Genomic DNA, 21,261 nt, shown 5'->3' on the forward strand with positions numbered 1-21,261 from the left:
GTCGCCTCCGTCACGCGGGACCGGTCAGTAGATGTTGTTGAACACGACGCCCGCGAGCTTGTCGGGATCGAAGTTCGAGGCGGCGTCCTCGATGCGGTCCACCGTGACCTGCCCGTACCCGGCCACCACGATGATCAGGTCGGCGAGGTCGGACAGGATCCTGGCATCGGGCGAGTCCAGCGTCGGCGGGCCGTCCAGGATCACATACCGGTTGGACTGGGTGCCGCGCAGGGAGTCGATCATCATGCGCATGTTGCCGGAGCTGAAATACTCGCCTGTCGTTTCGCGCGGCGTGCCGCTCGGAACCAGGCACAGCCTCGGCAGCCTCGTGTCGTACTGGATGGCGCCGAGGTCGGTGATGCTGCCATCGAGGTAGTCCATCATCCCGCCGCTGGCGACATCGACGCCCAGCGCCGTGTGTTGCGTCGGATGCAGGGCGTCGCAGTCGACGAGCAGCGCGGACTTGGTGTCGTCGAAGGCGAACGCCGCCGCGAGGTTGCGCGCGACGAAGCTGCCGCCGCAGCCGGGCTGCACGGGTGCGACCAGGGTGATGAAGTTGCGATCCTGGCCGAGCGCGAGCAGCTTGGTGCGCAGGCCGCGGAAGGCGTCCGCCTGCGAGCGCACGGAATCGTTGCGGTGGATCAGCTTGCGATCCTCGAGCGCGCGCGATGTCAGCGGCTGAAGGCCCGAGTCGGTGCGGATGATGGAGCGGGAGCCCGCTTCATCCGGCGCCGGAGTGTCCAGCGCATCACGACGTGCATTCACGATCTGCTCCATGGCATTGGGTGTGGTGGCTCTGGTGTCGCTCATCCGTGGGACATCTTCTGGACATAGGTCAGCAGGTACAGCAGCAGTACCGACAGCACCAGCATGGTGCCGATGCCGACGTTGAGCAGCTGCCTGCGGCGCTCGCGCGGCGACGGGTAGGCCGGAATAGTCGCCAGCAGCGGGTAGCGGATCTTCGATTCAAGCAGCCGGGGGTTGCGCACGCGCGGATCGAAGCGCACCAGCAGCCAGAGCAGGCCCAGCGGCACGGCGATCGCCATCAGCAACCCGGCGCCGGCGATATGCATGAAGCGCAGGCCGGTCGGCAGCAGCGGCATCGTCGCCGGATCCTGCACGCGCAGCGTCAGGCCGCGGTTCGCCTGGTCGAGCCCCATCGAGACGCGGGCGTTCTCGCGGCGGCGCAGCAGGTCCTGGTAGATCTCGCGATTGACCTCGTAGTCCCGGGTCAGCTCCGCGAGCGCGCTTTCCGATGCGGCGATCCGGCGGCTGCGGTCGAGCTCGCCGCTGAGCAGGCTTTCCGCGACGGCCATCCGCGAGCGCGTCGCCACCACGTCGCGCTGTGCCTGCGCGAGCTGGCTGCGCAGCTCCTGGTACAGCGGGTTTGCACGGGAGTCCTCGCTGGCGGAGCTGGCCACCCCCGACGCGGCGCGACGGCGCTCCTGCTCGAGCTGGCGCTGCACGTCTTCCATCTGGTGCCGCACACGGACGACGTCGGGGTGGCGGTCGGTGAAGGTCAGCAGCAGCCGATCGAGTTCGGCCTGGAGTTCGATGAGGCGGCTCCGATGCAGGGTCTCGCGCGTCTGTACCGAGGTGACCGCGGATTCACCCGACAGCTGCGAGGTGATGGAGGATTCGCGCGACTCCTGCTCGAGCAGCGCCATGCGCGTCTGTTCCACTTGCGTGCGCAGGGCGGAAATCCGCGAGTTGGCGTCGACCGCACTGCCGGGCTGCGCATCGATGTCGTTGGCCCGGTACTCCTGCAGGTTGTCTTCGGCATCGGTGAGCTTGCGGTGGTATGCCTGCACCTGCTTGTCGATGAACTCGTAGGCCTCCCGGCTCTCGCGTTCCTTGGTGGCCAGTGTTTCCCTCATGAACAGCGAACCCATGGCATCGGCTACTTGATACGCGCGCTCCGGTTCGTTGTCGCGATAGGTGATCTGGACCAGGTCGGGGCGCGGGCTGGTGACCAGGGTGCGTCCGCGGATTTCTTCCAACAGGCGGTCCCTCTGCACCGGGCTCAGCTCGCCCTCGCTGTCCCAGCCGCCGATCGCGACGACTTCCGACAGGACCTTCCGGCTGTAGATGATCTGGCGCGCCATGCCGACGCGATCGGTCACGCCGGTCGGGACGGCACGGCCTTCGAGCAGCGGCCCGATGATGTCGCTTTCCTGCGCGAGGATCGTGACCGAGACCTGGTACTGGCTCCGGATGACGAACATGCCCAGCAGGAACGTCAGCACCGCGATCACGGTGAAAATGAGCGACAGGGGAATGACGCGCCGGCGTCCTTCCTTGAACAGGAGCCTGGCATAGTCGATCGGAAGGACATCCGGGGTGGCGGCCCCCTGGCTGGGGGACCGCTGTGGAACGGGCAGTGTGTTCGGCTGCATCAGAACGCGCGCTCCGGCACGGTGATGACGTCGCCGGGTGCGACCGTGAAGTTGGTCGACAGGTCACCGCGGTTGATGATCCGGTCCAGGCGGATGGCATAGCTCCGGGTTTCGCCGTCGGTCTTCCGGTACAGGCTGGAGCGGTCCGACGCTGCGAACTCGTTGACGCCGCCCGCCGCCAGGACCGCGTCGAGCACGGTCATGCCCTGCCGGTGGGGGATCGAGACCGGCTGGCGCACGGCCCCCGTCACCCGCACCCGCGAGAGGTACTCGTGGCTGCGAAGGTCGGTGAGGATGACCGCGACCTGGGGATCACGGACGAAGGTGCCCAGCTTCTCCTGGATGTCGGTCGCCACCTGGCTCGGCGTGAGTCCGCCCGCCATCACGTCGCCGACCAGCGGGACTGAAATCTTGCCGTCCGGTCGCACCGGCACGACGATCCCGAGTTCCGGGTTGCGCCAGACGGTGACCTGCACCACATCGTCGACGCCGATCGCGTAGTCCTGTACCGAGGCCTGCTGCGGCGCCGGTGGCGCCTCGGCCAGCCCGCCACCGCTGGCGCATGCGGCCAGCGCGACAAAAAGCAGCACCGCGATCACTTGCCTGAACATGCGCATCTGGGGTCCCCGTTTGTTGACGATGCCATGTACAACGTAGAACGGTCGTCGCATGGGTCACGCGGAACGATCATCGATGTCCGCGGCAGTGGCCTCGGGTGATGGATAATGGAGCCCTCATCCGGGGGCGGGACTCGCATGCGCATTCTGGTCTTCGGCGGTACCGGCTACATCGGCAGCCATACCTGCGTGGTGCTGGCCGGGCGCGGGCACGAGCTGGTGGTTGCCGACAACTTCAGCAACAGTTCGCCGGGTGTGCTTGGACGGCTGCAGCGCATCATCGGCGCGCCGGTGGAATTCCAGCAGGTGGACCTGCGCAGTCGCGAGGACGTGCACAGGCTGCTGGCCGGGGGGCGCTTCGACGCGGTCGTGCACTTCGCGGCGCTGAAGGCCGTGGGCGAATCCTGCGAGCGGCCGCTGGACTACTTTGACAACAACATCGCCGGCACCATCCACCTGCTGCAGGCGATGCAGGCGGCTGGTGTGAACAGGCTGGTGTTCAGTTCATCCGCCACGGTCTATGGCGATCCCGAGCAGGTCCCGGTACGCGAAGACGCCGCGCTCGACGTCACCAACCCCTACGGGCGCACGAAGCTGGTGATGGAGCAGCTGATCGGGGACCTGTGCACGGCCGAGCCCGCATTCAGGGCCGCGCTCCTGCGCTACTTCAATCCCGTTGGTTCCCATGAGTCCGGGCTGATCGGCGAGGACCCGCGTGGCGTCCCCAACAACCTGATGCCCTACATCTGCCAAGTGGCGGTGGGGCTGCGCCCGAAGCTCAGCGTGTTCGGCGGCGACTGGCCGACGGTGGACGGCACCGGCGTGCGCGACTACATCCATGTCATGGACCTGGCGCGTGCGCACGCCGACGCGATCGACGCGCTGGAGCGCCGGGAGCACGGCTTCACCGTCAATCTCGGCACGGGGCGGGGCGTGAGCGTGCTGCAGCTGGTGCAGGCATTCGAGCGCGCGTCCGGGCGCTCCGTGCCCTGCGACATCGTCGCGCGCCGGACCGGCGACGTGGCCGAGGTCTACGCCGATCCGTCGCTGGCGCAAGAGCTGCTGGGCTGGCGGGCGGAGCATGATATCGATGCCATGTGCCGCGATGCGTGGCGCTGGCAGTCGCGCAACCCGCGCGGTTACGAGGACGACACTCCGGCGCCTCCCGCCGTTTAGAGCAGGCTGCCCTGCGTCGGACCGTAGTCCAGGCGCCCGTCGACCACCCGCGCCGCGGAGGAGTACGGGTGCGGCGACGCCTTGCCGGCCGCGAGGATGTGCAACACCTCCAGGCCGCGCAGTTTCAGCACGTCCGAGATCAGCGCGCGGTGGCAGCGCCACCAGACCGCTTCGGCGCACATCAGGGCCGTGCGCTTCCGGGCGGCCAGGGCCAGGGCGGTGCCCAGGCCTTCGGCGAATTCCGGACTCTCGAGATGATCGGCATAGCCCTGGAAGGACGCATTGCGCCAGCCGGTGTTGATCGAACCCGGCACGACGCGGCGGCGTCCGCCAAGCTGCGGGATCCATGCGTACTCGATCCCGGCGGCAGGCAGGCTGGTGGCCAGTGCTTCGCTGGCGAACCAGGGATGGCGACGTGAGCCGGGGAAGCGGCGCACGTCGGCGATCGCCCCGACGCGATGCTCCGCAAGCAGGGCAAGGAATTCTTCGAAGGGGCGCGTGGAGTGGCCGATCGTCCAGATCGCCTGCGCGCTGTCGCCTTCAGCGGCCACGGCGCCCGCTTCTCCCCGCAGTTCCCCGCAGGCGATCGAGACAGATGATGATCCGGGTATCCATGCCGGCGCAGGGTAGGGCCGAGGTGGTCGCGCGCCCGTGAGGGCGGAGCGCGTGGCGTCGCGGCGCTACTGGCTGAGCCAGTCGGCCACGCTTGCGGGTGACTTCATCCATTCGAAGTGATCGGCGGGCACGCCCAGCGCGTCGCTGCCCAGGGTCACGACGTCGGCGCCGGCACGTGGAAGCTTCGACAGCAGCTGGTCGAACGAGGAGGCCGGCGCGAACCAGTCATGCTCGAGCAGCGCCGCGCGCACATGTGCATCGGTCTCCGCCATCCCGGGCTCCAGGTCGCCCAGGCCCACCGCGGCGTAGCGACCGCTGGTGGCGGTGCCGGCCCAGTCGCGCATCACGCCGCGTGCTTCGTTGCCGCCAAAGCCGAGGCGTCGGCCGGGCAGGCTGCCGGCGCGTTCGGCCAGCCACGGCAGCAGGCGGTAGACCAGCGGTAGCCACAGCCTGTGCCGCAAAGGGAACGCACGCCAGTACGGCGCGCCACTGCCGACGAGCCACAGTGCTTCGAAGGCATCGGGATCCAGGCCAAGGCGGCAGCACGCGAGCTGCCCGCCCAGGCTGTGCCCGCCGGCGATGCGGGGTAGCCCGGGCGTTGCGGCGGCGACTGCGGCTTCACTGGCGGGAATGTCGCGCGTGAGCAGCTCGCGATAGCCCCAGTCGCACGTGCGGCCGGCACGCAGGCTGCTGCTGCCGTGGCCGCGCCACTCATGCAGGAACACGGCCACGCCGCGCCGTGCCAGCGCCTGCGCGAACGGTTGGTAGTGGCGCGCGGCAACGCCCAGTGCCGGCAGCCAGAGCAGGCTGCGCTGCGGGGCGTCGGGAATGCAGGCCAGCAGTTCGTAGTGGTGGCCGTCGCTGGTCTCCAGCGCGATGGTGGTGTCGGCCAGGCCCGTCGCGTCTTCGGCGCGCGCCTCGGTGCCGGACGTCATGCCGGTCGGCGCGCGGCGAAGTGCCCGAGCACGAGCACGTCGCTGCGCCCCGGGCGCACGCCTTGGCGCAGTGCGTCGCGGATGTAGTCCACGCCTTCGCTGCAGGCCTCGCGCATGCCGCGGCCGCGGCAGAGGTTGGCGGCAATGGCCGACGCCAGGGTGCAGCCGGTGCCGTGTCCGTCCACCCGCATGCGCGGGCCGCGGAAGGCGGTGCGCGTGCCCGCATCGGCATAGCGGTCGACCACCTCGGCGCCCTCGTCCAGGTGACCGCCCTTGAGCAGCACCGCGCCGGCGCCCAGTGCGAGCAGCGCGTCCAGCGCCGCGTCCGCGTCCGCGGCATCGGTGATGCGACAGCCAAGCAGTAGTTCGGCCTCGGGGATATTGGGGGTGAGGATGCCCGCCATCGGCAACAGGCGCGTGCGGAGTGCCTCGAGGGCGTCTTCTTCCAGGAGCCGCGCACCGGAGGTCGCCACCATCACCGGGTCGACCACCAGCTGTGCGGGACGATGCACCTCGAGCGCGTCGGCAACCGCGTGGATCACCTCGGCCGAGGCCAGCATGCCGAGCTTGACCGCGCCGATCGCGAAGTCGTCGAAACAGGCGTCGATCTGCGCGCGCAGGAACCGCACCGGCGGCACGTGCACCGCGGTCACGCCGCGGGTGTGTTGTGCGGTGAGCGCGGTGATCGCCGACAGGCCGTGGACGCCGTGGGCGGCGAAGGTCTTGAGGTCCGCCTGGATGCCGGCGCCGCCGCCGGAGTCGGAGCCGGCGATGGCGAGTGCGGAAATGGGCTGGGTCATGGTGATGGGAGCGGTGTCCTGGAACGTCGTGGGCAAGGATACGGGGGCGCACGCAGCGGTGGGGAGCTGCCAGGGCCTGTGAACCAAGGCTGCAGTACAATATAGCTCAGTTGATATCGTAGATATCATTAAGCATGTTCCAGATTGGAGTCAGCCGATGATCACCTCTGCCCAGATGCGGGCCGCACGGGCCCTGCTCGGCATCGACCAGCGCACCCTGGCGGGCCTGGCCGGCGTGTCCGTGCCCACCATCCAGCGCATGGAGGCGAGCAGCGGCGATGTGCGCGGCGTCATCGGTTCGCTGACGAAAGTGGTCGGGGCGCTCGAGAGCGCCGGTGTCGAGCTGATCGGTGATAACAGCCCGAGCCCCGCCGGCGGCCGCGGGGTGCGCCTGAAGGCGGAGGGCGACGCGTGATCGCCCTGTTGGAAGCCAGGCGCGCCGGCCTGCTGCGTCCCGGCAACTGGCCGCGCAACATCGTCGCCGGCCTGATCGTCGGCGTGGTCGCGCTGCCGCTGGCAATGGCCTTCGCGATCGCTTCGGGCGTGAAGCCGGAGCAGGGGCTGTACACGGCGATCATCGCCGGCATCGCGGTGTCGCTGTTCGGGGGCTCGCGGGTGCAGATCGCTGGCCCGACCGGCGCCTTCATCGTCATCCTCGCCGGCGTGGTCGCCCAGTTCGGCGTCAGCGGCCTGCTGGTGGCGACGCTGATGGCCGGCGTCATCCTGGTCGTGATGGGCCTTGCGCGCCTGGGCGCGGTGATCCGCTTCATCCCGGATCCCGTCATCGTCGGCTTCACCGCCGGCATCGCAATGATCATCTGGGTGGGGCAGTGGCAGTACTTCTTCGGCCTGCCGCTGCCGGGCGAGGGCCCGTTCTACCTCAAGGCCTGGCAGCTGCTGCGCTCGTTCACGCAACTGCACCTGGCGACCACCCTGCTTGGACTCGGGAGCCTGGCGCTCGCGCTCTACGGACCGCGCATTCGCGGCCTGTCACGGGTGCCGGGGCCGCTGCTGGCGATGATCGCGGCGACCCTGGTGGTGTCGGCATTCGACCTGCCCGGCGTCGCCACCATCGAATCGACCTTCGGCGCCATCCCGCGCGCGCTGCCGACCTTCGCGGTGCCATCGATGAGCTTCGATACCGTGATGCTGCTGCTGCCATCCGCGTTCACCATCGCCATGCTCGGCGCGATCGAATCGCTGCTGTCGGCGGTGGTGGCCGACGGCATGGCCGGCACGAAGCACGACTCCAACCAGGAGCTGATCGGCCAGGGCATCGCCAACATCGTCTCGCCGCTGTTCGGCGGCATCGCCGCCACCGGCGCGATCGCGCGCACCGCGACCAACATCCGCAATGGCGGCAACGCGCCGATCGCCGGCGTCGTGCACGCGCTGCTGCTGGTGCTGATCCTGCTCGTGATCGCGCCCTACGCCGGCAGGGTTCCACTGAGCGCACTGGCCGCGATCCTGTTCGTCGTCGCCTGGAACATGAGCGAGGCGCCACGCTTCCTGCGCATGGTGCGCCGCGCGCCACGGGCGGACGTTGCGATCCTGCTGATCACCTTCGGCCTGACGATCCTCACCGACCTGGTGGTGGCGGTGAACATCGGCGTGATCCTGGCGATGATGCAGTTCATGCGCCGGATGAGCCTGGCGGTGGAGGTGGTCGAGCATCACCAGGCCAGCCTGCGGCAGGAACTCGAGGAGGCCGGGCTATCCGCCCTGCCGAAGGACGTGGCGGTGTATTCCATCGACGGGCCGTTCTTCTTCGGCTCGGTCGATTCGCTCGAACGCGCGCTGTCATGGTCACGCGAGGCGCCGCCGCGCTACGTGGCGCTGCGCCTGGAGCGGGTTCCGTTCATCGATGCAACGGGCCTCAAGCGCCTGGAGTCGACGATCGCGAGCCTGCGCGCGCGGGGCGTGACGGTGCTGCTCAACGGCGCCAGCATGGGAGTGTTGCGCAAGCTGGTACGTGCCGACATCGTGGGTCGGGATGATCCGGGCAGCTACTTCAAGACGCTGTCGGAGGCGTTGCTCCACATCGAGGCCGGGCGTGACGCGGTGGAGCCTGCGGTCAACGATTGACTGGCTGGCCTTCAGGGCGTGGACGGTCGCAGAGGCAGCTGTTGTGGGAGCCGCTATAGCGGCGATTGCTTTGGTTCGCGGTTCGCGGTCCGCCGTTAGGAGAGCAACAGGCGGCCAAGCAGTGCGCTGCGGCGTGGCAGGTCGATGGGTACTCCGTGGGCGTCGCAGCAAAGCTGCTCTTGATGCCCACTCCGTACCCATCAACCTGCCATGGGTACACCTTCGCGGTCGTAAGGGCAGCTGTTGTGGGAGCCGCTATAGCGGCGAATGCTTCGGCTCACGGCTCACGGCTCACGGCTCGCGCTTTGCGCTTTGCGGTTCGCGACCCGCGGCTCAGGGCTGGCGGTGTACGACTCATCGCCGCGGCTCGCCGATCGCGGCTATAGCCGCTCCCACAAGGGCATGGTCCAGGCGAACGTTCACAGTTGCTGTCGCCCTTGTTCTTGCCTTTGCCCTTGCCTTTGCCCTTGCGTTTGCCCTTGGCTCTTGCTTTTGCTTTTGCCTTTGCTTTTGACTTCCCCTCCAGCCCGCAGTGTCGATGGCAGCGGAGGGTGTGTGGGTACGCAGCCGGCATAAAGAGCACCACGTGCTCAGCCGGCGGAGTACCCACACACTCTCCGCCCCCACCCAGCCAGGGCCCCTTAAAGCACCTCGGACGCGTAATCGGCCAGGCGCGAGCGTTCCCCCCGCCGCAAGGTCACGTGCGCGCTGTGCGCCCAGTGCTTGAAGCGGTCGACGGCGTAGGTCAGGCCCGAGGTGGTCTCGGTCAGGTAGGGCGTGTCGATCTGTTCGACGTTGCCCAGGCAGACGATCTTGGTACCGGGGCCCGCGCGCGTGATCAGGGTCTTCATCTGCTTGGGCGTCAGGTTCTGCGCTTCGTCCAGGATCAGCCAGCGGTCGAGCAGGGTGCGGCCGCGCATGAAGTTGAGCGAACGGATCTTGATGCGCGATGCCAGCAGGTCGTTCGTGGCGGCGCGTCCCCAGCTGCCGCCTTCCTTGTTGTGCGGCAGCAGTACTTCGAGGTTGTCGGTCAGCGCGCCCATCCAGGGCGTCATCTTTTCTTCTTCCGTGCCGGGCAGGAAGCCGATGTCCTCGCCCACGCTGATCGTGGCGCGGGTCATGATGATCTCGCGGTAGCGCTGCGCGTCCATGGTCTGCGCAAGGCCCGCGGCCAAGGCGAGCAGGGTCTTTCCGGTGCCCGCGGTGCCGAGCAGGGTGACGAAATCGATCTCGGGATCCATCAGCGCGTTGAGCGCGAAGTTCTGCTCGCGGTTGCGGGCAACGATGCCCCAGACCGCGTGCTGGTGGCTGCGGTAGTCGTCGACGATCTGCAGCACCGCGCGGTCGCCTTCCACCGAGGCCACGCGGAACTCGGCTTCCTCGTCGCCCGGCAGGTAGAGGTACTGGTTGGGGTGCCAGTCGTCGTCTTCCTCGTGGCGCAGTTCGTAATAGGTGCGGCCCTTGTCGGTCCAGGACTTGAGGTCCTTGCCGTGGCGCTGCCAGAAATCCTCCGGCAGCGCGGTGGCGCCGGTGTAGAGCAGGCTGAAATCGTCGAGCGCGCGGTCGTTCTCGTAGTCCTCGCTGGGGATGCCGGCAATCGCGGCCTTGATGCGGAGGTTGATGTCCTTGGAGACGAACACCACCGGGTCGTTGGAGTCATCGCGGCTCAGGTCCAGGATCGCGCCGAGGATCCGGTTGTCGGGCGCGACCGCGCCGAACGAGGTCTTGTCCTCCTTGGGCACCGTGGTCTGGAAGCGGAGCACTCCGCTGGCACCGGCACCACGCAGCTGCAGGCCGCCCGGGCGTTCCAGCCTCAGTCCCGAGGCGATGCGGTCGGCGCCCTGGGACTCGATCAGTTCGTTGATGAAGCGGCTGACCTGGCGTGCATTTCGGCTCGCCTCCGTGGTGCCCTTCTTGCCGTTGTCGAGCTCTTCGATCACCTGCATCGGCAGGTAGACGGTGTGCTCCTCGAATTTGAACAGCGCCGTGGGGTCGTGCATCAGCACGTTGGTGTCGAGCACGTAGATCCGCTTGCCGTGGTTCATCGTGGTGTCGGTCCGTCCGGGATGGCGTGGCAGGGGATCACCGGGCGCGGATGTCCTTCAGCGCCTCGAGCACGGCTGCGGCATGCCCCGGGACGCGCACCTTGCGCCATGCGCGCGCGATGCGTCCGTCGGGGTCGATGAGGAAGGTGCTGCGTTCGATGCCCAGCACCTTGCGGCCGTACATGTTCTTCTCGCGGATGACGTCGAAGGCGCGGCAGAGGGCTTCGTCGGTATCGCTCACCAGCGGGAACGCGAAGCCCTGCTTCGCGCAGAAGTTGTCGTGCGACTTCACCGAGTCACGCGACACGCCCAACACCCCGGCGTCGAGCGATTCGAACTCCCGGAGCAGGGCGTTGAAGTCCAGGCCCTCGGTAGTGCAGCCGGGCGTGGAATCCTTGGGATAGAAGTAGAGGACCAGCCAGCGGCCGGCGTGGTCGGCCAGCGTGGCGGTAGCGCCGCCGGAGAGCTGCAGCGGAAGCTTGAGGATATTGCGGTCGAGCGTGTCGCCTTCGTTCATGTCCATCCCTGCGCGCTCAGAACTTCATCGGGTCCATGATCGCGTCGAGGTTGAGGTGGTCGCAGAACTCGAGGAAATCGTCGCGCAGCGCGGCGATGTGCATGTCTGCCGGCACGCCGATCGTGACCTGGGCCGAGAACATGTCGGCGCCTGTCTGCATCGCGCGGTAGCGCGAGCAGTGCAGGCTTTCGATGGTGATGCCCTGGCGGTCGAAGAAATCGGCCAGCTGGTAGAGGATGCCGGGCTTGTCCGACGCCACCACTTCCACGATGTAGGGCAGCAGGTTTGACTGCACGGGCTTGGCGCCGGTGCGGTACCAGACCAGCTTCAGGCCCTCTTCGCGCTCCAGGCGCGAGAGCATGGCTTCGAGCTTCGCGACCGCATCCCAGGAGCCGGTGGCCAGCGCGGTGACCGAAACATCGCGGCCGACGGTGGACAGGCGGGTGTCGACCAGGTTGCAGCCGCTGTCGGCGATGCGCCGCGACACCGCCAGCAGGGGCGAGCGCGGATGCGTCGTATAGGCGTTGATCAGGAGGTGGTTCTCGGTCGGCGAGGGCCGGGTTGTATCGGTGTCGGTCAAAGCGGGGTCCACGGAGGTGCTGCGATGGCGGGGGAGCCGGGTCCGGCTGCCGTGCGGGCCCTGGACGCGGGTGCTGTGGCCGCCCTGAGGCTGCAGCCAGCATACTTGCCCGTGCTTCGAGGCCGCAAGTAAGATCATGGCGCTGCGCGGACCTCGCGCGGCCTCCCACACGGCTCCCCCAAGCAGGCCCAGATTGCACCTTTCCGGCAGCATCACCGCGCTGGCGACGCCGTTCACGGCCGCCGGCGCACCCGATACCGACGCATGGCTGCGCCTGGTCGACGCCCAGCTTGCGGGCGGCACCCAGGCCCTGGTCGTGGCCGGCTCCACGGGAGAGGCCGCCGCGCTGACCGTGGCCGAATATGAAGCCCTGCTGCGCGCTGCCGTCGAGCACGTTGCCGGTCGCGTGCCCGTGATCGCGGGCACCGGGCAGTCGGGGACCGCCCACACCATCGAGCGCAGCCGCCTGGCCGCCGCCTGCGGTGCCGACGCCGCCCTGGTGGTCACGCCGCCCTACGTGCGCCCGACGCAGGCCGGCCTGCTCGCGCACTACCGTGCGGTGGCCGACGATGGCGCCCTTCCGGTGATCCTTTACAACGTGCCGCCGCGGACCGGCTGCGACATGCAGCCCGACACGGTGGGGGAACTGGCGGGCCACGCCGCCATCGTCGGCATCAAGGAGGCCGTCGCCGACGAAGCGCGCGTGCGCGCGCTCCTGCCGCTGGGCGGGCCGGGCTTCTCGATTCTCAGCGGCGACGACGGCACCGCGGCGCGCTCGATGCTGGCCGGGGCCGACGGCCTGGTGTCGGTGGCTTCGAACGCGGCGCCGGTCGCATTCCGGCGCCTGTGCGATCTCGCCCGGGCCGGCGACGCCGTGGGTTGCGATGCGCTTGTCGCTCGGCTTGCCGACCTGATCGACTTCTGCGGCATCCAATCCAATCCGATCCCGGTCAAGGCACTGCTGGCGCGGCGCGGCTTCGGCCACCGTGACGGCATCCGCCTGCCCCTGCTGCCGCTGTCGGCGGCCCACGTGGCGGCGGCGGACGCGATCGCCGCCGGCCTCGAATCACTCGAACAGACCTGTCGCGACGCGCTTGCGGCCTGAACCGTTTTCCCAGGAGACATCCATGCAGCCTTCCCGTTCCATGCTCCGCCCGGCCATCGCGGTCGCCATCGTCACCGCCCTGATCGCCACCGCCGGCTGCAGCTGGTTCCGCAAGGACAGCGCGCTGTACGCGCCTGCCCCGCAGGACCGCCCGCTCGAGGTCCCGCCCGACCTCGACCGCCCCGACACCAGCTCGGCCATGGCCGTGCCGGAGGCGGGCACGTCCAGCGTGACCCGCTCGACCATGGGGGCAGCGGCGCCCGCGGCGCAGGCCTCGAACAGCGGCTTCAACGTGGCGGCCCCGCGCGACGACGTGTTCCAGCGCGTCGAGCCGCTGCTGGCCGGGATCGAGGGCGTCACCGTGGTCAGCAAGGCGCAGCTGCTGGGCACCTACGACATCGACGCCGGCGACAGCCGGTTCCTGGTGCGGGTGTCACAGTCGGGGGAGGGCGCCTACGTGTCCGCGGTCGATCCGCGCGGTGTGCCCGCGACCAGCGCGGACGCGGTGCGCGTGATCGCAACGCTGCGCGCAGGGCTGGCGCAGTAACGCGCGTCGCGGGCGCAGGACCCCGGAGCGCGGCCCGGACACGGCCGCGTTCCTTTTTTGCGGGCGGGCAACCTGCGCGCAGACGCGCTCCGGCGGCTCAGCGTTCGAGCAGTGGCAGCTTGTTCGGCTTGCCTTCCCACTCCGCGGCGTCGGGCGGTCCGTCCTTGCGGGTGGTGATCACCGGCCATTCCTTCGACAGCTCGGCGTTGAGCGCGACGAAGCCCTCTTGGCCGGCGGGGACGTCATCCTCCGCGTAGATCGCGCCGATCGGGCACTCCGGTTCGCACAGCGTGCAGTCGATGCACTCGTCGGGGTCGATCACCAGGAAGTTCGGGCCTTCGTGGAAACAGTCGACCGGACACACCTCGACGCAGTCGGTGTATTTGCACTTGATGCAGTTCTCGGTGACGACGAAGGGCATGGTTCGCGGCGCTGGCTGTGTGAAGGCCGCATATTGTAGCGCCCGCGGGCGCCGCCAAAGCCGCGCGCCGGGGTTCACTGCGTCCCGTGGGCGCCGCAAACGAGCAGGGCCCGCAACCGTTGCCGGTGCGGGCCCTGGGGATATGGCGCTCCCTACGGGATTCGAACCCGTGTTTTAGCCTTGAGAGGGCCACGTCCTGGGCCTCTAGACGAAGGGAGCGGTGTTGCTTTGCCGCCTTCGTGGGGCGACACCGGCTGGACGACCGGACCCGCTGCAGCCAGGCTGCGATGCGGCTTGCTAGTATAGCAACCACAGGCTGCCACTGGGCAACCAGAGCAGGTACTTTTTTGCAGATGCGCAACGACACACCATCCGACACACCGCTGCTGCGGACGATCCCGCGCGAGCAGCACTCCATTTCCCGCAAGGACATCAGCCCCAACGCGCTGCGGGTGCTCTATCGCCTGCGCGAAGGCGGGCATGAGGCCTACCTGGTCGGCGGCGCCGTGCGCGACCTGCTGGTCGACGGGAGCCCCAAGGACTTCGACATCGCCACCGGCGCCACGCCCGAGGAGGTCAAGGCGCTGTTCCGCAACTGCCGCCTGATCGGGCGCCGGTTCCGGCTGGCGCACGTGGTCTTCGGCCGCGAGATCATTGAAGTGGCGACCTTCCGCGCCAATGTCGACGACGGCAGCGGGGACCGCCAGACCCACGAGGACGGCCGCCTGCTGCGCGACAACGTCTACGGCACGGTCGAGGACGACGCGGTCCGCCGCGACTTCACCGCCAATGCCCTGTACTACACGATCGAGGACTTCTCGGTCCGCGATTACACCGGTGGCTTCGAGGACGTGAGCAACCGCGTGCTCAGGCTCATCGGCGATCCGGAGACCCGCTACCGCGAGGATCCGGTGCGCATGCTGCGCGCGGCGCGCCTGGCGGCAAAGCTCGACTTCAGCATCGAGCCGGCCACCGCGGCGCCGATCCGCGAACTGGCACCGCTGCTGTCCGAAGCCGCGCCCGCGCGCCTGTTCGAGGAGTGCCTGAAAATGTTCCTGTCCGGGCATGCCGTGGCCAGCTTCGAGAGCCTCGAGCGCCACGGCCTGCTGGACGTGATGCTGCCCGAGGCGGCCGCGGCGATGAAGGCCAACCGCAGCGGCGCGCTGCGCACGGTGGTGCTGGAAGGCCTGCGCGGGACCGACAAGCGCGTGTCCGAGGACGAACCGGTATCGCCGGCGTTCCTGTTCGCGCTCCTGCTGTGGCCGGCCTACTGCCGCACGCTGATGGCGCTGCAGGCACAGAACATGCCGGCGGCCGAGGCGCAGCGGCGCGCCGCGGACCGGGTCACGGTGCACGAGCTGGCGACGATCGCCGTGCCACGGCGGTTCTCGATCCCGATGCAGGAGATCTGGCTGCTGCAATCGCGCTTCGGCCTGCGCCAGCGCAAGCGCGTGATGCGCATGCTGGCGCACCCGCGCTTCCGTGCCGCCTTCGACTTCCTGCAGGTGCGGCAGGCGGGTTCGAACGAGCATGCCGAGGACATCGCGTTCTGGCGCGAGGCCCAGCTCGATCCCGACATGGCCATCGCCCACACCCCGCACGACGAGGACGACGGCAGCGCGCCCGCCCCGCGTCGCCGCCGGCGCCGGTCCACGGCGACGGGATGAGCGCGCCCGTCCGGGCCTGCGTCGGGCTTGGCGGCAACATCGGCGACGTTGCCGCGGTGCTTCGCGAGGCGCTGGCCGCGCTCGATGCGCTGCCAGGCACGCGCCTGCTGAGCGCTTCGGGCTTCTACCGCACGCCCGCCTGGGGCCTGGAAGCGCAGCCGGACTTCGTGAACGCCGCGGCCGTGCTGGACACCGCGCTGTCGCCGCACGCGCTGCTTGAAGCACTGCTGGGTATCGAGCGCGCCCACGGCCGCGAGCGCGCCGCCGACGGCCGCCGCTGGGGGCCGCGCACGCTCGACCTCGACCTGCTGCTGTATGGCGACGCGGTGATCGACGAGCCCGGCCTGGTCGTTCCGCATCCACACCTGCATGCGCGCGCGTTCGTGCTTGTGCCGCTGGCAGAGGTCATGCCGGACGCTGAGGTACCTGGACATGGCCGCGTCGATGCGCTGCTCGCGACCGTCGACGCCGGCGGGATCCACCCGGCCTGAAGCCTCGACGTCACCGCTGCGGCGTAAGATTGCACGGTCCATCCCCACATTCCGGACGCGAAACCCCATGAGCAAGAACACGCCTGCAGCGCGGGACGACCGCCGGCCGATGACCGTGCCCGGCCTGGCCGAGGCGCGCGCCGCAGGGCGCAAACTTTCGATGCTGACCGCCTACGATTCCGGCTTCGCGCGGGTGTTCGACGCCGCGGGCGTGGAGCTGATCCTGATCGGCGATTCGCTGGGCATGGTGGTGCAGGGCCGCGATTCGACGCTGCCCGTGACCGTCGACGACATCGCCTACCACACCGCCTGCGTCGCCCGCGGCCTCACGAACGCGCTGCTGGTGGCTGACCTGCCGTTCCAGGCCGACGCCACGTCCGAGCGTGCCCTGGATGCGTCCACCCGCTTCCTGCAGGCGGGCGCGAAAATGGTGAAGCTCGAAGGCGCCGGCCCGAAGCTCGACGTCATCCGCTTCCTGGCCGAGCGCGAGATCCCGGTGTGCGCGCACCTCGGCCTGACGCCGCAGTCGGTACTGCGCTTCGGCGGCTTCAAGGTGCAGGGGCGCGAGGAGGCCGCGGCCGAACGCCTGCGCGCCGAAGCGCGCGACGTCGCCGAGGCGGGCGCGGCGCTGATCGTGCTTGAGGGCGTGCCGGCGCCGCTGGCCACCACCATCACCCGCGACAGCACGGTGCCGACCATCGGCATCGGCGCCGGTGCCGGTTGCGACGGCCAGGTGCTGGTGATGCACGACATGCTCGGACTCGACTCCGGTCATCGGCGCCCGAAGTTCGTGAAGGATTTCCTCGCCCAAGGCGGCTCGGTCGAAGGCGCCGCACGCGCCTTCGTGGCCGCAGTACGCGACGGCAGCTTCCCCGACGCGGCCCACTCCTACGCATGAGCGCCGCGATCGAAGTCGCGCACGACATCGCAGCGCTTCGCGCCCGCATCGACACCTGGAAGCGCGACGGCTTGCGCATCGGCTTCGTGCCCACCATGGGCAACCTGCACGAAGGGCACTTCAGCCTGGTCCGGCAGGCGCGTGCGAACGCCGACTGCGTGGTCGCCAGCATCTTCGTCAATCCCACCCAGTTCGGCCCGGGCGAGGACTACGACAGCTACCCCCGCACACCCGAGGCCGACGTGGCCGGCCTCGAGGGCGCGGGATGCGACCTCGCCTGGATGCCCACGCCCGAGCAGATGTATCCCCTGGGCACCGCGCGCGCGGTGCGCGTGCAGGTGCCTGGCATCACCGACGTGCTCGACGGCGCCTACCGCCCCGGCCACTTCGACGGCGTATGCACCGTGGTGGCGCGCCTGTTCAACCAGGTCCGCCCCGACCTGGCCGTGTTCGGCCGCAAGGACTACCAGCAGCTCGCCGTGATCCGCCACATGGTCCTCGACCTCGCGTTCCCGCTGGACGTGCTCGGCGCGGACATCGTGCGCGAGCCCGACGGCCTGGCACGCAGCTCGCGCAACCAGTACCTGTCCCCGGACGAGCGCGCGCTCGCACCGGAGATCCACCGCACGCTGCTCGCCATGCGCGATGCCCTGCAAAGCGGGCAGGACTGGCAGCGCGCCGAGGCCAACGCCACGGCCCGGCTGCAGGCAGCCGGCTTCGCCGTCGATTACGCAGTGATCCGCACGCCGCTACTGGCAGAGCCTTCCGGCGCGCCCACGCCCGGCGCCGACGGCGAGCGCGTCGCACTTGTCGCCGCCCGCCTTGGGCGCACGCGGCTGATCGACAACCTCGAGTTCTCCACCGCAGGTTGATCTTCGTACGGGAGGTGGGCGGCAGCCGGCGGCTAGACGGCGGGCTGGTGGGTACTCCGTGGGCTGTCCCGCTGCGCGGGCCTTTATGCCCACTGCGTACCCCCCAACCCGCCTCGCAGCGCCTCCCCGCGACCCGCCGGGAAAGACAAAAGCACGACGCGTTCCCCTCACGCCTCCGCAGCCACGCTGAACAGTCTTCAAGTGCGGCGCCCCACGGCAAAGCCTCCCGGACGCCATCTTGTAGAATCCCGATTGACGCCGGTTCCCACGGCCCCACGCGGTTCCCCACGATGCTCCTGACCCTGCTCAAAGCCAAGATCCACCGCGCCACCGTCACCCATGCGGAGCTCCATTACGAAGGCTCCTGCGCGATCGACGGCCGCCTGCTCGACCTGTCGGGCATCCGCGAGTACGAACGCATCGAGATCTACAACATCAACAACGGCAAGCGCTTCGCGACCTACGCGATCCGCGGCGAAGACGGCAGCGGGATCATCTCGGTCAATGGTGCCGCCGCCCACCAGGCCGAACCCGGCGACCTCGTGATCATCTGCGCCTATGGCGCCTGCGACGAAGCCGAGGCGGCGAAGTTCAAGCCGAGCCTGGTCTACGTCGACCGCCAGAACCGGATGACCCACACCAACGACGCCATCCCGGCACAGGCCGCCTGAGGCGTGGCCGGCGAAGCGCTCGTCCGGCAGTTCCTCGACCACGCAGAGCGCCTCGCCGGCGCCCGCATTCCCGACCTCGTGGCGGAGGACCCCGCGCGAGCGGGAACCATGGCGCTGCGCGTCGGGCCGGTGTACGCGAGCTTCGCGCGGCAGCGCATCGATGCACCCACCCTGGCCACGCTCGGCGAGCTGGCCGGACACGTGCGCCTGTCGCTGGCGCTGCGCGCGCTGGTCGATGGCGCCGAGGTCAACGCGTCCGAAGGCCGTCCCGCGCTGCATACCGCGCTGCGCTCAGGCATTGGTCGAGGCGACATCGCGCACGCGGCGCACGCCGCCGCCCTGGCTGCGCGTGAGCGCATGGCCGGACTCGTCGCCTCGCTGCGGGAATCGGGCGTCACCGACATCATCAACATCGGCATCGGCGGCTCCGACCTCGGCCCGCGGCTGGTGGTCGATGCGCTGAAGGACTTCAACGACGGCCGCTTCCGCCTGCATTTCGTCAGCAACGTCGATGGCAGCGAGGTGCAGCACGCACTGCGTGGGCTGGATCCGGCGCGCACCGCGGCGATCCTGGTGTCCAAGAGCTTCGGTACCCAGGAAACTTTGCTCAACGGTGCCCTGGTCCGCGACTGGCTGGGTGGCGGCGAGCGTCTGTACGCGGTCAGTGCCAACGTGGCCGCGGCCGAGGCCTTTGGCGTCGAGGCCGGCCGCGTGCTGCCGATGTGGGACTGGGTCGGCGGACGCTATTCGCTGTGGTCGGCGGTGGGTTTCGCGATCGCGCTGGCGGTCGGCATGGATGGCTTCGAGGCGCTGCTGGCCGGCGCGGCGGAGATGGATGCGCATGCGGTCGAGGCGCCGCTGGAGGCGAACCTTCCGATCCGCCACGCGCTGGTGGCGGTGTGGAACCGCAACGCGTTGGGCCTGCCCACGCAGGCGGTGCTGCCCTACGACCAGCGCCTCGCGCACCTGCCGGCCTACCTGCAGCAGCTGGTGATGGAGAGCCTCGGCAAGTCGGTGCGCAGCGACGGCCGTGCACCCGGCGTGGCGACGGTGCCCGTGGTCTGGGGCGGCGCCGGCACGGGGGCCCAGCACAGCTTCTTCCAGGCGCTGCACCAGGGCACCGACGTCGTGCCCGCGGACTTCATCGGTGTCGTGCGACCGGCCCATGGCTATCGCGGCAACCACGACGCGCTGCTGGCGAACCTGCTGGCGCAGGCCGAGTCCCTGGGCAACGGCCACGCTGCGGACGATCCGCAGAAGGCGTATCCGGGCAACCGTCCATCCACGCTCTTCCTGCTGGACGAACTCACGCCGCATTCGCTGGGTGCGCTGCTGGCGATGTACGAGCACAGCGTCTACGCGCAGTCGGTGCTGTGGGGCGTCAATGCCTTCGACCAGTGGGGCGTGGAGCTTGGAAAGCGCATTGCCGGCGAGCTGCTGCCCGCGCTGCGCGGCGAGGGCGAGGCGGGCGACGTGGTGACCCGGGCCCTGCTTGAAGAGATCCGCTCGCGCCGCTGACCGCCGGTTGCTGGCCCGTCACAGTCGACTAAGCATGCGGATCGGACTGGCCCATTCCATGTCCTTCGCCGCACCCCGGTAGGAGCAGCCACGGCTGCTCCTACAGGAGATGCCAGGGGCGCGGAGCTGTGGGAGACGCCGCCGCAGTGCCCAGCAGCGCCGTCGTGCCCAGCCGTCAGCCGGTTCCGTGCTGCGCGATCGCCCAGGCCACGTGCTCGCGGATGACCGGATCGGAATGGTCCCGGCGCGTCTCCAGCGCCTGCAGCACCTCCGCCGTGGTCGGCGCATTGCCCAGCGCGATCGCGATGTTGCGCAGCCAGCGCGCGTGTCCGCTGCGGCGCAGGGCGGTGCCTTCGGTGCGGCGCAGGAACTCGTCCTCTTCCCACGCGAACAGTTCGGCCAGGGTCGCGGTGTCGAGATCGTTGCGCGCGCGGAAGTCCGGCTCATCGCTGCGCCGTGCGAACTTGTTCCAGGGACAGACCAGCTGGCAGTCGTCGCAGCCGAAGATGCGGTTGCCCATCAGCGACCGCAGTTCCTCGTCGATCGCGCCTTCGTGTTCGATGGTGAGGTAGCTGATGCAGCGGCGCGCATCGAGCACGTTCGGGCCAAGGATCGCCTGGGTCGGGCAGATGTCGATGCAGCGCGTGCAGTTGCCGCAGTGCGGTGTTGCCGGCGGGTCGGGCGGCAGCGGGACGTCGAGGTAGATCTCGCCGAGAAAGAACCAGGAGCCGCCGTCGCGGTCGATCAGGCAGGTGTGCTTGCCGATCCAGCCCAGCCCGGCGTTGCGCGCCAGTGCCCGCTCCAGCACCGGCGCCGAGTCGACGAAGACGCGGTGGCCGAACGGGCCGATCTCGGCGGCGATGCGGTCGGCCAGCTTCTGCAGGCGGTTGCGCATCAGCTTGTGGTAATCGCGGCCCAGGGCATAGCGGGCGACATAGGCGCGCTCGCCGTCGGCCAGCGTCTCCCAGGCCTCGGTGTCGTCGCGACGGCCGTAGTCGAGGCCCACCGACAGCACGCTGATCGTGCCCGGCACCAGTTCCTGCGGGCGGGAGCGCTTGTCGCCGTGGCGCGCCATCCAGTCCATCGATCCGTGGAAGCCACGCGCGAGCCAGTCGCGCAGGTGTCCTTCGTCGTCGCCCAGGTCGATGCCGGTGATGCCGCAGCGCTGGAAGCCGGCTTCGCGCACCAGGGCACGGATCCGCGCCGCGAGTGCGGTCGGGTCGGGCGGGTTGGCGTGGGCCTGTGGAGGCACCGCGCCGCTGGCGTCGGCGGTGCGCGTGGGCATGGTGGCGCGAGTATAGAATC

At 69.4% G+C, this 21,261-nt stretch carries 22 protein-coding genes and 1 tRNA gene; 11 read left to right on the forward strand and 12 right to left on the reverse strand.

Going from position 1 to position 21,261, the window contains the following annotated elements; translation table 11 throughout:
• Positions 1-24: 24 nt before the first annotated feature.
• Genes ACW5F0_RS00980 through ACW5F0_RS00990 form a run of 3 tightly spaced genes read right to left on the reverse strand, consistent with a single transcriptional unit; the run spans position 25 to position 3,013 of the window.
• On the reverse strand, positions 25-810 hold the full coding sequence (locus ACW5F0_RS00980) for a polysaccharide biosynthesis protein (RefSeq protein WP_456964176.1): 786 nt from the start codon (positions 808-810) through the stop codon (positions 25-27).
• The gene (locus ACW5F0_RS00985) at positions 807-2,396 is read right to left on the reverse strand and encodes an XrtA system polysaccharide chain length determinant (RefSeq protein ID WP_456964177.1); all 1,590 of its coding nucleotides are present in this window, start codon (positions 2,394-2,396) and stop codon (positions 807-809) included. The genes ACW5F0_RS00980 and ACW5F0_RS00985 overlap by 4 nt, the downstream gene beginning before the upstream one ends.
• Positions 2,396-3,013, reverse strand: coding sequence for an XrtA/PEP-CTERM system exopolysaccharide export protein (locus ACW5F0_RS00990; protein ID WP_456998846.1), 618 nt, complete (start codon positions 3,011-3,013; stop codon positions 2,396-2,398). Before ACW5F0_RS00990 ends, ACW5F0_RS00985 begins: the two co-directional genes overlap by 1 nt.
• A 138-nt stretch (positions 3,014-3,151) precedes the next feature.
• Between ACW5F0_RS00990 and galE the strand changes: the two genes are divergently transcribed.
• Complete coding sequence (galE, locus tag ACW5F0_RS00995) at positions 3,152-4,189, forward strand: UDP-glucose 4-epimerase GalE (RefSeq protein WP_456964179.1); 1,038 nt, start codon at positions 3,152-3,154, stop codon at positions 4,187-4,189.
• Here galE and ACW5F0_RS01000 read toward each other — a convergent pair.
• From ACW5F0_RS01000 to thiD, 3 genes are all read right to left on the reverse strand, one after another.
• Complete coding sequence (locus ACW5F0_RS01000) at positions 4,186-4,740, reverse strand: DUF488 domain-containing protein (protein WP_456998847.1); 555 nt, start codon at positions 4,738-4,740, stop codon at positions 4,186-4,188. The genes galE and ACW5F0_RS01000 overlap by 4 nt on opposite strands.
• 129 nt (positions 4,741-4,869) lie before the next feature.
• Positions 4,870-5,739 (reverse strand): alpha/beta hydrolase family protein, encoded by an 870-nt coding sequence (locus tag ACW5F0_RS01005; protein WP_456964181.1) that lies wholly within the window; start codon positions 5,737-5,739, stop codon positions 4,870-4,872.
• The gene (gene thiD / locus ACW5F0_RS01010) at positions 5,736-6,545 is read right to left on the reverse strand and encodes a bifunctional hydroxymethylpyrimidine kinase/phosphomethylpyrimidine kinase (protein WP_456965236.1); all 810 of its coding nucleotides are present in this window, start codon (positions 6,543-6,545) and stop codon (positions 5,736-5,738) included. The genes ACW5F0_RS01005 and thiD overlap by 4 nt, the downstream gene beginning before the upstream one ends.
• Positions 6,546-6,696: 151 nt before the next feature.
• Here thiD and ACW5F0_RS01015 point away from each other — a divergent pair, with 151 nt between their 5' ends.
• The gene (locus tag ACW5F0_RS01015) at positions 6,697-6,954 is read left to right on the forward strand and encodes a helix-turn-helix domain-containing protein (protein ID WP_456964182.1); all 258 of its coding nucleotides are present in this window, start codon (positions 6,697-6,699) and stop codon (positions 6,952-6,954) included.
• Positions 6,951-8,624: a SulP family inorganic anion transporter gene (locus tag ACW5F0_RS01020; RefSeq protein ID WP_456998849.1), complete on the forward strand. Its 1,674-nt coding sequence runs from the start codon at positions 6,951-6,953 to the stop codon at positions 8,622-8,624. Before ACW5F0_RS01015 ends, ACW5F0_RS01020 begins: the two co-directional genes overlap by 4 nt.
• Positions 8,625-9,265: 641 nt before the next feature.
• Here ACW5F0_RS01020 and ACW5F0_RS01025 read toward each other — a convergent pair.
• From ACW5F0_RS01025 to ACW5F0_RS01035, 3 genes are read right to left on the reverse strand one after another with little or no spacing between them, the layout of a single operon-like run.
• Complete coding sequence (locus tag ACW5F0_RS01025) at positions 9,266-10,669, reverse strand: PhoH family protein (RefSeq protein WP_456964184.1); 1,404 nt, start codon at positions 10,667-10,669, stop codon at positions 9,266-9,268.
• A gap of 37 nt (positions 10,670-10,706) precedes the next feature.
• Entirely contained in the window at positions 10,707-11,186 is a 480-nt protein-coding gene (locus tag ACW5F0_RS01030; RefSeq protein WP_456998850.1) for a peroxiredoxin, read from the reverse strand.
• 16 nt (positions 11,187-11,202) lie between these two features.
• Complete coding sequence (locus tag ACW5F0_RS01035) at positions 11,203-11,766, reverse strand: glycine cleavage system protein R (protein WP_456964186.1); 564 nt, start codon at positions 11,764-11,766, stop codon at positions 11,203-11,205.
• Between the two features lie 193 nt (positions 11,767-11,959).
• On the opposite strand from ACW5F0_RS01035, the gene dapA reads away from it, so the two are divergent.
• Together dapA and ACW5F0_RS01045 are read left to right on the forward strand one after the other, a co-directional pair.
• Positions 11,960-12,871, forward strand: coding sequence for a 4-hydroxy-tetrahydrodipicolinate synthase (gene dapA, locus ACW5F0_RS01040; protein ID WP_456964187.1), 912 nt, complete (start codon positions 11,960-11,962; stop codon positions 12,869-12,871).
• Positions 12,872-12,893: 22 nt separating this feature from the next.
• On the forward strand, positions 12,894-13,418 hold the full coding sequence (locus tag ACW5F0_RS01045) for a hypothetical protein (protein WP_456964188.1): 525 nt from the start codon (positions 12,894-12,896) through the stop codon (positions 13,416-13,418).
• A gap of 97 nt (positions 13,419-13,515) precedes the next feature.
• Here ACW5F0_RS01045 and fdxA read toward each other — a convergent pair whose 3' ends face one another.
• Together fdxA and ACW5F0_RS01055 are read right to left on the reverse strand one after the other, a co-directional pair.
• A complete protein-coding gene (fdxA, locus tag ACW5F0_RS01050) occupies positions 13,516-13,839 on the reverse strand; it encodes a ferredoxin FdxA (RefSeq protein ID WP_132986407.1) in 324 nt (107 codons plus the stop codon).
• Between the two features lie 143 nt (positions 13,840-13,982).
• A tRNA-Glu gene (locus ACW5F0_RS01055) sits at positions 13,983-14,058 on the reverse strand.
• 134 nt (positions 14,059-14,192) lie between these two features.
• Here ACW5F0_RS01055 and pcnB point away from each other — a divergent pair.
• From pcnB to pgi, 6 genes are all read left to right on the forward strand, one after another.
• The gene (pcnB, locus tag ACW5F0_RS01060) at positions 14,193-15,506 is read left to right on the forward strand and encodes a polynucleotide adenylyltransferase PcnB (RefSeq protein ID WP_456964190.1); all 1,314 of its coding nucleotides are present in this window, start codon (positions 14,193-14,195) and stop codon (positions 15,504-15,506) included.
• Positions 15,503-15,997 carry a 2-amino-4-hydroxy-6-hydroxymethyldihydropteridine diphosphokinase gene (folK, locus tag ACW5F0_RS01065; RefSeq protein WP_456964191.1) on the forward strand — a complete coding sequence of 165 codons (495 nt, stop codon included), beginning with the start codon at positions 15,503-15,505 and terminating at the stop codon, positions 15,995-15,997. Before pcnB ends, folK begins: the two co-directional genes overlap by 4 nt.
• Positions 15,998-16,064: 67 nt before the next feature.
• A complete protein-coding gene (gene panB / locus ACW5F0_RS01070; protein ID WP_456964192.1) occupies positions 16,065-16,895 on the forward strand; it encodes a 3-methyl-2-oxobutanoate hydroxymethyltransferase in 831 nt (276 codons plus the stop codon).
• On the forward strand, positions 16,892-17,767 hold the full coding sequence (gene panC / locus ACW5F0_RS01075) for a pantoate--beta-alanine ligase (protein ID WP_456964193.1): 876 nt from the start codon (positions 16,892-16,894) through the stop codon (positions 17,765-17,767). Before panB ends, panC begins: the two co-directional genes overlap by 4 nt.
• Positions 17,768-18,057: 290 nt before the next feature.
• Positions 18,058-18,438 (forward strand): aspartate 1-decarboxylase, encoded by a 381-nt coding sequence (gene panD / locus ACW5F0_RS01080; RefSeq protein ID WP_456964194.1) that lies wholly within the window; start codon positions 18,058-18,060, stop codon positions 18,436-18,438.
• A gap of 3 nt (positions 18,439-18,441) precedes the next feature.
• A complete protein-coding gene (gene pgi / locus ACW5F0_RS01085) occupies positions 18,442-19,956 on the forward strand; it encodes a glucose-6-phosphate isomerase (protein ID WP_456998852.1) in 1,515 nt (504 codons plus the stop codon).
• A gap of 175 nt (positions 19,957-20,131) precedes the next feature.
• On the opposite strand, the gene queG is transcribed toward pgi, so the two are convergent.
• The gene (gene queG / locus ACW5F0_RS01090; protein ID WP_456998853.1) at positions 20,132-21,241 is read right to left on the reverse strand and encodes a tRNA epoxyqueuosine(34) reductase QueG; all 1,110 of its coding nucleotides are present in this window, start codon (positions 21,239-21,241) and stop codon (positions 20,132-20,134) included.
• Positions 21,242-21,261: the final 20 nt, after the last annotated feature.

The organism is Luteimonas sp. A534 (genome assembly GCF_054072805.1).

Bases quoted from the DNA above. Each gene is read 5' to 3' on its own strand.
- ACW5F0_RS00980 (WP_456964176.1), bottom strand. From the start codon at position 810: ATGAGCGACACCAGAGCCACCACACCCAATGCCATGGAGCAGATCGTG.
- ACW5F0_RS00985 (WP_456964177.1), bottom strand. From the start codon at position 2,396: ATGCAGCCGAACACACTGCCCGTTCCACAGCGGTCCCCCAGCCAGGGG.
- ACW5F0_RS00990 (WP_456998846.1), bottom strand. From the start codon at position 3,013: ATGCGCATGTTCAGGCAAGTGATCGCGGTGCTGCTTTTTGTCGCGCTG.
- galE (WP_456964179.1), top strand. From the start codon at position 3,152: ATGCGCATTCTGGTCTTCGGCGGTACCGGCTACATCGGCAGCCATACC.
- ACW5F0_RS01005 (WP_456964181.1), bottom strand. From the start codon at position 5,739: ATGACGTCCGGCACCGAGGCGCGCGCCGAAGACGCGACGGGCCTGGCC.
- ACW5F0_RS01015 (WP_456964182.1), top strand. From the start codon at position 6,697: ATGATCACCTCTGCCCAGATGCGGGCCGCACGGGCCCTGCTCGGCATC.
- ACW5F0_RS01025 (WP_456964184.1), bottom strand. From the start codon at position 10,669: ATGAACCACGGCAAGCGGATCTACGTGCTCGACACCAACGTGCTGATG.
- ACW5F0_RS01030 (WP_456998850.1), bottom strand. From the start codon at position 11,186: ATGAACGAAGGCGACACGCTCGACCGCAATATCCTCAAGCTTCCGCTG.
- ACW5F0_RS01045 (WP_456964188.1), top strand. From the start codon at position 12,894: ATGCAGCCTTCCCGTTCCATGCTCCGCCCGGCCATCGCGGTCGCCATC.
- fdxA (WP_132986407.1), bottom strand. From the start codon at position 13,839: ATGCCCTTCGTCGTCACCGAGAACTGCATCAAGTGCAAATACACCGAC.
- pcnB (WP_456964190.1), top strand. From the start codon at position 14,193: ATGCGCAACGACACACCATCCGACACACCGCTGCTGCGGACGATCCCG.
- folK (WP_456964191.1), top strand. From the start codon at position 15,503: ATGAGCGCGCCCGTCCGGGCCTGCGTCGGGCTTGGCGGCAACATCGGC.
- panB (WP_456964192.1), top strand. From the start codon at position 16,065: ATGAGCAAGAACACGCCTGCAGCGCGGGACGACCGCCGGCCGATGACC.
- panC (WP_456964193.1), top strand. From the start codon at position 16,892: ATGAGCGCCGCGATCGAAGTCGCGCACGACATCGCAGCGCTTCGCGCC.
- panD (WP_456964194.1), top strand. From the start codon at position 18,058: ATGCTCCTGACCCTGCTCAAAGCCAAGATCCACCGCGCCACCGTCACC.
- queG (WP_456998853.1), bottom strand. From the start codon at position 21,241: ATGCCCACGCGCACCGCCGACGCCAGCGGCGCGGTGCCTCCACAGGCC.